Below are 10,050 nucleotides of genomic sequence, written 5' to 3' on the forward strand. Positions count from 1 at the left end.
GCCGGTGGTGACGCAGACGGTGAAGATGGCCTTGCCGAAGGAAAGCAATATCCCGCGCAGACCAAGCCGGAGAACATCGTGCTGGGGGTGGACACCGGCAACACCATCTACTGGAACACCACGCCGGTGAAGACGCAGGAAGAACTGCTGGCGCGGCTGGTGAAGGAGGCGAAGAAGGAGCCGCAGCCGGAAGTGCACATCCGCGGGGATCTGGCGGCGAAGTACAGCCCGATCGGCCGGATCGTGCTGGCGGTGCAGCAGGCAGGCATCGTGAAGATCGCCTTTATTACCGAACCGCCGCCGCGCAATTGAACGGGGACCTCGAAAAACCGTAGCGAGCGGCACGAGAGCAAGGCGCACCGCGCGGAGCGACCGAGATAGTACAAGTAGTACAGCGAGGGAGCGAGCACGGAGCAACGCAGCTATCGAGCCGCGCAGCAGGTTTGTCGAGGTCACCGAAGGAGAACGAAGATGGGAATGAATGTAGGCTCGTCCGACGACGAGCTGATGGTGGAGATGAACACCACGCCCTTGATCGACGTGATGCTGGTGCTGCTGATCATGCTGATCATCACCATCCCGATCCAGACGCACGCGGTGAAGCTGGACATGCCGGTGAGCAGTCCGGCGAAGCCGATGGAGAAGCCGGTGGTGGTGCAGATCGACATTGCGGCGGACAACGGGATCTTGTGGAACGGGGAGCGTTTGGCGAACCGGGAGGCTTTGGAGAAGAAGCTGACGGAAGCGGCGGCGCGGGCGCCGCAGCCGGAGTTCCACATCAAGCCGAACAAGGACGCGGGGTATGAGCCGGTGGCGATGGTACTGGCGGAATCTCAGCGTTTGGGGGTGACTAAATTGGGCATCGTGGGCTCCGAGCAGTTTGTGCAATGACATATGTTTAATGGATAGTGTTGTGGCATGATAACGGGCGGCCGCAGTCAGGCCGCCCAAATGCTTGGCTGAGGCTTGTTCGCCCACGTTTCACAACAACAAGACAATACGACCACACAATGGCATATCCCGCGGTGAAGCCTGTGGGATGATGCCGAGCGGCCCTGGTCCGGCCGCGCCGGCGCAAGGGGGAATCTTGCGTCGTTTCATCGTCCTGGATGCGCGGCCGCCGAGCCTGACGCGGCGGCCGATAGCGCGTGTCCGAGCCCCGCGTCGCAGGCGGCTCAACCATAGAAAAGAACAAAACAGATGAACACACGATTTGTCATAGTCCCGCTCTTGTCGTTGACGCTGGCGGCTTGCGGCGCCAAGCCGTCCGACCCGCCCAAGGAGGGCGCCGCCGGCAAGGCCGCGGCCTCCGCGCCGGTGGCGCGGGCGCTGTCCACCGCGGATGTGATGGCGGCCAAGCCGCGCGCGCTGGCGGCGACGATCGCCTTCACCGGATCGCTCAACGCGCTGACCAGCGGCACCGTGGCCGCCGAGGTGGAGGCACGGGTCAAGGAAGTGCGCGTGCGCGAGGGCGAGGCGGTCAAGCGCGGTCAGGTGCTGGCGGTGCTGGACGCCGAAGTGTTGTCGCAATCGGTGACGGAACAGAACGCCCAGGTGGCCAACACCGAGGCGCGGCTGCGCCTGGCCAAGGTCAAACTGGAAAAACAGCGCGAGCTGCTGCACAAGGGCTTCATCTCGCAGATCGCCTATGACGAATTCGACAGCGATTACCGGGTGAAGGAGGGCGAAGCCAAGGCCCAGGCCACCCAGCTGGCGCGCGCGCGCCGACTGCTGGCGGACACTCAGATCCGCGCGCCGATAGACGGCGTGGTCTACGAGCGCAAGATCAATCCGGGCGAAGTGGCCGGCAAGAACGCGGTGCTGTTCGCCATCGCCGACCTGTCGGTGCTGGAAATCGCCGCCACCGTTCCGGCGCGGCTGATCTCGCAGATCCAGCCCGGCATGCAGGCCGGCTTCAGCGTGGACGGCCTGGCCGAGCCGCAGCGCGGCGAAGTGGTGCGCATCAATCCGGTGGCGGTGGCGGGCACCCGCAGCTTCACCCTGTACATCCGCGTGAAGAACCCGGAATACAAGCTGAAGGCCGGGCAGTTCGCCAAGGGCGGCATTGTGCTGCGCCAGATCAACGACCAGATCGTGCTGCCGCTGCCGGCCATTCACGATCCGGACGGCCAGCCCTGGGTGCTGGTGGCGCGCCAGGGCCGGCTGGAGCGGCGGTCGGTGGAACTGTTGCTGCGTTCCGAGGCGGACCGGCTGGCGGCGGTGTCCGGGGTCAAGCCGGGCGAGCACGTGATCGCCGTGGACCTGGTGGGGGTGAAGGCCGGCGATCCGGTCTCCCTGCCGGGCAGCAAACTCTAAGCGGAGGGGCGCAGCATGTGGCTGACCCGAATCAGTGTCCGCAATCCCTATTTCGCCGCCGTGCTGATGATGACGCTGGTGGTGCTGGGCTTGTTTTCCTGGCAGCGGCTGGCGGTGGAGGAAATGCCGGACATCCGCTTCCCCATCGCCCTGGTGTCCACCGACTATCCGGGCGCCTCGCCGGAAGTGGTGGAAAGCGAAATCTCCAAGCCGGTGGAAGAGGCGGTCAACACCATCAACGGCATCAAGGAAATCCGCTCCTATTCCATGGAAGGCAATTCCACCGTGGTGGTGGAGTTCGAGCTGTCGGTGGATCCGGTGTCGGCGGTGCAGAACGTGCGGGACAAGATAGGCGCCATCCAGGGCCAGTTCCGCCGCGAGATCTCCGCGCCCACCGTGTCTCAGGTGGACCCCAACGACAACCCCATGCTGACCCTGGTGCTGACCTCGGACCAGACCCGGCCGCGCGAACTGACCACCTGGGTGGACAAGGTGCTGAAAAAGCGGCTGCAGATGGTGGCCGGCGTCGGCGACGTCAAGCTGATCGGCGGCGTGCGCCGCGAGATCCGCGTCGACGTGGACCCGGTGCGGCTGGAGGCCTCCGGCCTGTCCCTGCAGGACGTGGCCGACGCGCTGCGCGCCGCCAACCAGGATTTCCCCGCCGGCTCGGTGTCGGCGGTCAGCAAGGAGTGGGCGATCCGCGTCGCCGGCAAATTGAAATCCGCCGACGACTTCTCGCAACTGGCGGTGGGCTACCGCAACGGCGCGCCCATCCGGCTTGAGGACATCGCCACCGTGGCCGACACCGAGGCCGAGCAGTCCAGCATCTCGCTGATAGACGGCCGGCCCGGCGTGTCGCTGGACTTGCGCGCCGCGCGCGGCGCCAACGTGGTGGAAGTGGCCGAAGGCGTCAAGGCCAGGGTGGCGGAGCTGAAGAACCAGATGCCGGCCGGGGTCCAGGTGCGCTACACCTACGACACCGCCGAGGACGTGAAGAAGTCGCTGAACAACGTCGAATCCACGCTGCTGGAAGGCGCCGGGCTGACCGTGCTGATCGTCTTCCTGTTCCTGGGCAGCTGGCGCAGCACCGTGATCACCGGCCTGACCCTGCCGGTGTCGCTGATCGGCACCTTGTTCGCCATCCAGATGTTCGGCTTCACCCTGAACATGCTGACCCTGCTGGCCCTGTCGCTGTCCATCGGCCTTTTGATCGACGACGCCATCGTGGTGCGCGAAAACATCGTGCGCCACGCCGGCCTGGGCAAGAGCCATTATCAGGCCGCGCTGGACGGCACCAATGAAATCGGCCTGGCGGTGCTGGCCACCACGCTGACCGTGGTGGCGGTGTTCCTGCCGGTGGGTTTCATGGGCGGCATCATCGGCAAGTTCTTCCACCAGTTCGGCCTGACCGTGGCGGTGGCGGTGCTGATCTCCATGCTGGTCAGTTTCACGCTGGACCCGATGCTGTCCTCCATCTGGCACGATCCGCACCACCACGGCGACAAGCATCGCGGCCCGCTGGGGCGGATGCTGGACGCCTTCGAAAGCTCGCTGGACCGGTTGTCGGAGCGTTACGTCGGCGTGATCCGCTGGGCGCTGGCCCACCGCAAGACCGTGCTGGGCACGGCCTTGCTGCTGACCGTCGCCAGCTTCGCGCTGGTGCCGGGCATCGGCGGCGAGTTCATCCCGGAGCGCGACAGCGGCAAATTCACCATCAGCTACCAGACCGCGCCCGGATCGGCGCTGGAATACACCGCCACCAAGGGCCATGAACTGGCGGCGGCGGTGAAGGGCATTCCCGAAATCAAGTCGATCTCGATGAATGTGGGCGAGGGCAATTTCGGCGCCGGCAAGAACGACGGCTCGGTGACGGTGGACATCGGCGACAAGAACAGCCGTCAGCGCACCCTGGGGCAGGTGATCGCCGACGCGCGCGCGCGGGTGCTGCCGGTGGCCGGCGTCACCATCAAATCCGTGGCCAACGAGCAGCAGCAGGGCAAGCCGGTCAAGGTGGGCTTGCGCGGCAGCGACCTGCGCGAACTGAGCGCGGTGTCCGAAGACCTGATGCGCCGGCTGGGCAAGATCCACGGCGTGCGCGACATCGAATCCAACCTCAGCGAAGGCGACCCGGCGCTGAACCTGGTGCTCAAGCGCGACGCCGCCACCAGCTTGGGCGTGGACCTGGCCCGCGTGGGCAAGACCCTGTCCATCCTGTTGGCCGGCAACGCGGTCACCACCTGGGAAGCGCCGGACGGCGAAAACTACGACGTCAAGCTGCGGGTGCCCAAGTCCGAGCGCCGTCAGGAGCTGCTGGACGCGCTGACTGTGGCCGGGCGGCCGGATGCGCACGGCGCGGCCAATATGATCCCGCTGTCCTCGCTGATAGAGACCCGGCAGGGCATCAGCCCGCGCCAGATCAAGCGCGTCAACATGATGCGCGAGATCACCATCCTGGCCAATATCGAAGGCCGCGACGCCGGCACCGTCTCCGCCGAGGTGCATCAATTGGTGGAAGGCCTGAAGCTGCCGCCGGGCGTGATGCTGGTGCAGGGCGGCCAGCAAAAGGACATGCAGGAATCGCTGGGCTACGCGGTGCAGGCCTTGGCGCTGGGGGTGATCTTCATCTATCTGATTCTGGCCGCGCAGTTCCGCAGCTTCACGCTGCCGGTGACCATCATGATGGCCTTGCCGCTGGCCTTCGTCGGCGTGTTCTGCTCGCTGTATCTGTTCGGCTCCACGCTGAATATGTTCTCGGTGATCGGCATCATCATGCTGATGGGCCTGGCCGCCAAGAACGGCATCCTGCTGGTGGACTTCGTCAACCAGGCGCGGCGCGAAGGCATGGAGCGCAACCAGGCCATCGTCGAGGCCGGCCGGGTGCGGCTGCGCCCCATCATGATGACCAGCCTGGCGATGATCTTCGGCATGCTGCCCTTGGCGCTGGGGACCGGCGACGGTTCGGAAAGCAACCGGCCGATGGCGCACGCCATCATCGGCGGCTTGCTGACCTCCACCGTGCTGACCCTGATCGTGGTGCCAGTGGTCTACACCTATCTGGACGGCCTGCGCAGCCGGGTGCGCCGCCTATTGGGCGGCAAGCCGGCGCACCAGCCGGCGGCCGAACATTGAAACGAAAAGAGCCTGCGTTTGCGCAGGCTCTTTCTTTTGGCGAGGACGGTGTTTAATTTTTAGGGGGCGCCACGCAGTCATTGCCCTCAAAGCTCACCGACTGAATGGTATGGGTTTTGGGATCGGCGACGAAGTTGGTGGTGCAGCGGTAATACACCGAGCCGCCGCCGCTGAAGCCCCAGGGGTAGTTGTAGAAACCGCCCTGATAGGGCATTTCCTGGCTGTAGGCGCTGCGGTAGGTGTAGAGCTGATTGCCGTTGGGCATGGTCAGCTGGCTGGTGGGCGCGCCCCATTGCGCCAGCATCTCGTTGACGTCGCGGCCTTGCCAGCCGTAGACCTTTTGCGCGTAACCCGCCTGGGTGGCGCAGCCGGTCAGCAGGCTGGCGGCCAGCAGGGACAGCGCTAGCGTTGTTTTCATGAGGCGCTCCTGAGCAATGTGTCAGGCGGGGGGAGACGGCGTCCGCCTGAGGTGGTTTGAAGGGATACTTTTACGATGGCGTCGCCGCCGCCGCTTGTCAACAAGCAGCGCCGGCGCACCTTGTTCATGAGTGTTAAGAACCTGTTTACGATCTGCCGCGCGTCGGCGGGATGGATAGAAATGGGCGTTGAAACCAAGCTCAAAATGCTCATGTACCACGAGTACATTCCGCTTTTTCGCTCGTTTTCGCCTTGTCTCGCCTTAGCTCGCGAGATCGTAAACACGTTCTAAGAGCCGCTAGAACGGCGACATAATAAGCGGGCCGGTGCAAGACGCCAGGCCGAAGCGACAACAAAGGAGAAAATCATGAGCCTGAAGCGATGCGCGCTGCTGGCGCTGATGGCGTGGGGAGGCGTGTCGGCGCAGGCCGCCGACATGAACAAGGTGCTGCATGTGGCCTTCAACGCGCCGGAGACCGGTTTCGACCCGTCCAAGACATCGGACATCTACTCCGGCGCCATCATCGAACACATCTTCGACCCGCTGCTGACCTTCGACTACCTGGCGCGGCCGGTCAAGGTGGTGCCCAATGTCGCCACCGCCATGCCCACGGTCAGCGCCGACGCCAAAACCTATACCTTCACCCTGAAAAAAGGCGTGTACTTCGCGCCGGACCCGGCCTTCAAGGGCAAGAAGCGCGAGCTGACGGCGGAAGACTACGTCTACGCCTTCAAGCGGCTGATCGATCCGGCGGTCGCCTCGCCGATCAGCGATCTGGTGGCCGGCAAATTCGTCGGCCTGGACGCCTGGGCCAAGCCCGCCGGCGGCAAGATCAACTACGACGCGCCGGTGGCCGGCGTGCGCGCGCTGGACCGCTACACCCTGCAACTGAAGCTGACCCAGCCGTACCCGGCGCTGAAATACATCCTGGCCGCGCCCTTTGTGCAAGGCCAGGCGCGCGAGGCGGTGGAGGCTTACGGCAGCAACACCAACGCCCACCCGGTGGGCACCGGTCCTTATATGCTGGCCAAATGGCAGCCGGGCACCCATATCTCGCTGGTGGCCAACCCCCATTTCCGCAAGCAGATTTTCAACTACCCGCCGGGCGACAATCCGGAAGACCAGCGCGTCGCCCGCGAGATGAACGGCAAAAGCTACCCGCAGATCGGCCGCATCGAAGTGTCGGTGATCCAGGAGGAACAGCCCACCTGGCTGGCGTTCAAGAGCGCGGAGCTGGACCTGGTGGGCATTCCCCAGCCCTTGATCCGGCAGCTGCTGCGCATGGATCCGAGCAATCCGTGGCGGGCGGAACTGAAGCCGGATCTCCAGCGCCAGGGCGTCCGCTTGCTGCGCAGCCTGGACGAGGAAATCACCTTCTACGCCTTCGGCATGAAAGACCCGGTGGTGGGCGGCTACGGCAAGGACAAGATCGCGCTGCGCCGCGCCATCACCATGGCCTTCAACACCGACGAAACCATACGCGACATCCGCCGCAACCAGGCGGTCAAGGTCCAGTACGTGGTGCCGCCCAATGTGGCCGGCCACAATCCGGATTTCCGCGGCGCCTTCCCCTACAACCCGGCGCTGGCCAACGCCTTGCTGGACCGCTTCGGCTACAAAAAGGGCGCGGACGGCTACCGCCGCCAGCCAAACGGCGCGCCGATGGTGGTGGACTTCCTGACCGGCCCCACCGCCATCGACAAGCAATGGAACGAGTACTGGCAGAAAGCCTTCGATCTGATCAAGGTGCGCGTGGACTTCCGCGTGATGCAGTGGAACGAACAGATCAAGGCGCAGCGCGAATGCAAGTTCGGCATGAACGGCGCGGCCTGGATCGCGGACTTCCCGGACGGCGAGAACTTCGTCCAGCTGCTGTACGGCCCCAATACCGGCGGCGTCAACTACGCCTGCTACCAGTCCGCGCGCTACGACCGGCTGTACGAGCAATCCCGCAATCTGGAGGACGGCCCGGAACGCAACCGGCTGTACGACGCGATGAACAAGATCGTGATGGCGGACACGCCCTGGGCCTTCAGCGACACCCGTTTCCGCAACACGCTGATCCAGCCCTGGGTGCGCGGCGCCAAGCTGCATCCCAACTACAACTACATCTGGCGTTTCCTGGACGTGCAGAAGTAAGCGGCAGGCGAGGAGAACATCATGTCCGCTTTTATCATCCGTCGCATCCTGCAGATGATCCCAACCCTGTTTGGCGTCATGCTGCTGGTTTTCACCCTGTTCACCCTGGTGGGCGGCGATCCGTCGCTGGTGCTGGCCGGCAAGCACCTGACGCCGGACGTGCTGGCCAATATCCGCGCCCAGCTGGGCCTGGACCAGAGCCTGCCGCAGCAGTTCTGGATCTTCGTCAAACAGGTGCTGACGCTGGACTTCGGCACCTCCTGGTCCACCCAGCAGCCGGTGGCCGACATCATCGGCAGCCGCGTCGGCCCGTCCTTGACGCTGACCGGCGCCATGCTGGTGGTGGACCTGCTGGTCGCCATCCCGCTGGCGGCGCTGGTCGCTTATTTCCGCGGCGGCCTGACCGATCACATCGTCACCATCGCCTGCACCGTGGCCATGTCGGTCAGCGCGCTGGTCTACATCATCGCCGGCCAGTATTTCCTGGCCTTCAAAATGGGCTGGTTCCCGGTGCGCGGCTGGGGGGATGCCTTCTGGGTCAATCTCTTCGTCTACGTGCCGCTGCCGTTGCTGATGGGCCTGATGGTGTCCTTGGGGCCGGACATCCGCTTCTACCGCAGCTTCTTCGTCGAGGAAATCGGCCAGGACTACGTGCGCACCGCGCGCGCCAAGGGCCTGTCCGAACGCGCGGTGATGCTCAAGCACGTGCTGCGCAACGCGCTGATCCCGGTGGTGACCAGCGTGATGATGTCGCTGCCTTATATGTTGATCGGCGCGCTGGTGCTGGAAAGCTTCTTCGGCATTCCCGGCATGGGCAACGAGGTGGTGATGGCGGTGAACAAGAGCGATTTCCCGGTGATCAAGGCCATCACCATCTATATCGCCATCGCCACCATGGTGTTCAATCTGCTGGGCGATCTGGTCTACAAGCTGATCGACCCGCGCGTGCAGCTCAAGTGAGAGAGGGCTGGAAATGACGACATTGCATAATGGCGCCGGCGCTGCACCGGCCGCCCCCTCGCGCGGTTTGTGGGCGCTGGGCTGGCAAAGGCTGAAACGCAAGAAAGTGGGCTTTGTTTCGCTGTGGATCGTGGCGGTCTACCTGCTGCTGGCCGTCGGGGGCTGGTTCAATCTGGTGGGCGGCGGCTGGACCGATGAAATCGCCGTGCCCTACGCGCCGCCCAGCTGGGTGCAGGCCTCCGCCGATGACGTGTTGCCGCCGGAGCCGGCCAAGCCTGCCCAGACGTCCGCCCCCATCGTCACCATGACGCCGGAGGAAGACCCGATAGGCCAGGAGCTGCAACAGGCACGGCAGCATGTGGGCGAATACGCGCAGGCCGCGCCGGCCAAGCGCGCCACCTTGCCCTTCGGCGCGGATCTGCGCGGCCGCGACGTGATAGAGAAAACCCTGAAAGGCACCTCCACCTCCATCTTCGTCGGCGTGTTCGGCGCGGTGTCGGCCTTGCTGGTGGGCTGCGCGCTGGGCGCGGCGGCCGGCTATTTCGGCGGCAGGGTGGACGACGCGCTGGGCTGGTTTTACAGCGTGTTCACCTCGGTGCCGGACATGCTGTTGCTGCTGTCCTTCGCCGCCGTCTCCGGCCGCGGCATCACCACCATCGTCGCGGTGATGGCGCTGACCAGCTGGACCGGCACTTTCCGCCTGGTGCGCGCGGAATACCTGAAGCTCAAGGGCCGCGAATACGTGCAGGCGGCGGACGCCATCGGCGCCGGCAACGCCCGCAAGATGTTCGTCCACATCCTGCCCAATATCTCCCATCTGCTGCTAGTGCAGTTTTCCCTGCTCACCGTGGCGCTGATCAAGTACGAAGCCATCCTGTCTTTCCTCGGCTTCGGCGTCGGCGTGCGCCAGGTCAGCCTGGGATCGATGCTGGCGGAAGCGCCCACCGAGCTGATCCAGGGCTATTGGTGGCAAATGCTGGCGGTTACCTTGTCCATGTCGCTGCTGGTCACCGCCTTCAGCCTGTTGGTGGACGCGCTGCGCGACGCGCTGGACCCGCGCGCGGCGGCGAAGTGAGCGGGGAGAACAG

At 64.8% G+C, this 10,050-nt stretch carries 8 protein-coding genes; 7 read left to right on the forward strand and 1 reads right to left on the reverse strand.

The window, feature by feature from the left end; translation table 11 throughout:
- The 4 genes from ACODRW_RS23855 to ACODRW_RS23870 form a co-directional block, all read left to right on the forward strand.
- On the forward strand, positions 1–312 hold a 312-nt coding region (locus ACODRW_RS23855; protein WP_488906854.1), incomplete at its 5' end, for an ExbD/TolR family protein.
- Positions 313–471: 159 nt separating this feature from the next.
- The gene (locus ACODRW_RS23860) at positions 472–891 is read left to right on the forward strand and encodes an ExbD/TolR family protein (RefSeq protein ID WP_227103648.1); all 420 of its coding nucleotides are present in this window, start codon (positions 472–474) and stop codon (positions 889–891) included.
- Positions 892–1,200: 309 nt separating this feature from the next.
- A complete protein-coding gene (locus tag ACODRW_RS23865; RefSeq protein ID WP_488906855.1) occupies positions 1,201–2,316 on the forward strand; it encodes an efflux RND transporter periplasmic adaptor subunit in 1,116 nt (371 codons plus the stop codon).
- A gap of 15 nt (positions 2,317–2,331) precedes the next feature.
- On the forward strand, positions 2,332–5,445 hold the full coding sequence (locus ACODRW_RS23870; protein WP_107799541.1) for an efflux RND transporter permease subunit: 3,114 nt from the start codon (positions 2,332–2,334) through the stop codon (positions 5,443–5,445).
- 52 nt (positions 5,446–5,497) lie between these two features.
- Here the strand turns inward: ACODRW_RS23870 and ACODRW_RS23875 are convergent, their stop codons facing one another.
- On the reverse strand, positions 5,498–5,863 hold the full coding sequence (locus ACODRW_RS23875; RefSeq protein ID WP_081551307.1) for a hypothetical protein: 366 nt from the start codon (positions 5,861–5,863) through the stop codon (positions 5,498–5,500).
- A 366-nt stretch (positions 5,864–6,229) separates the two neighbouring features.
- On the opposite strand from ACODRW_RS23875, the gene ACODRW_RS23880 reads away from it, so the two are divergent.
- Genes ACODRW_RS23880 through ACODRW_RS23890 form a run of 3 tightly spaced genes read left to right on the forward strand, consistent with a single transcriptional unit; the run spans position 6,230 to position 10,037 of the window.
- A complete protein-coding gene (locus tag ACODRW_RS23880; protein WP_488906856.1) occupies positions 6,230–8,002 on the forward strand; it encodes an ABC transporter substrate-binding protein in 1,773 nt (590 codons plus the stop codon).
- 21 nt (positions 8,003–8,023) lie between these two features.
- Complete coding sequence (locus tag ACODRW_RS23885) at positions 8,024–8,962, forward strand: ABC transporter permease (protein WP_488906857.1); 939 nt, start codon at positions 8,024–8,026, stop codon at positions 8,960–8,962.
- Between the two features lie 13 nt (positions 8,963–8,975).
- The gene (locus tag ACODRW_RS23890) at positions 8,976–10,037 is read left to right on the forward strand and encodes an ABC transporter permease (protein ID WP_488906858.1); all 1,062 of its coding nucleotides are present in this window, start codon (positions 8,976–8,978) and stop codon (positions 10,035–10,037) included.
- Positions 10,038–10,050: the final 13 nt, after the last annotated feature.

It is taken from the genome of Chromobacterium sp. FG89 (genome assembly GCF_057808735.1).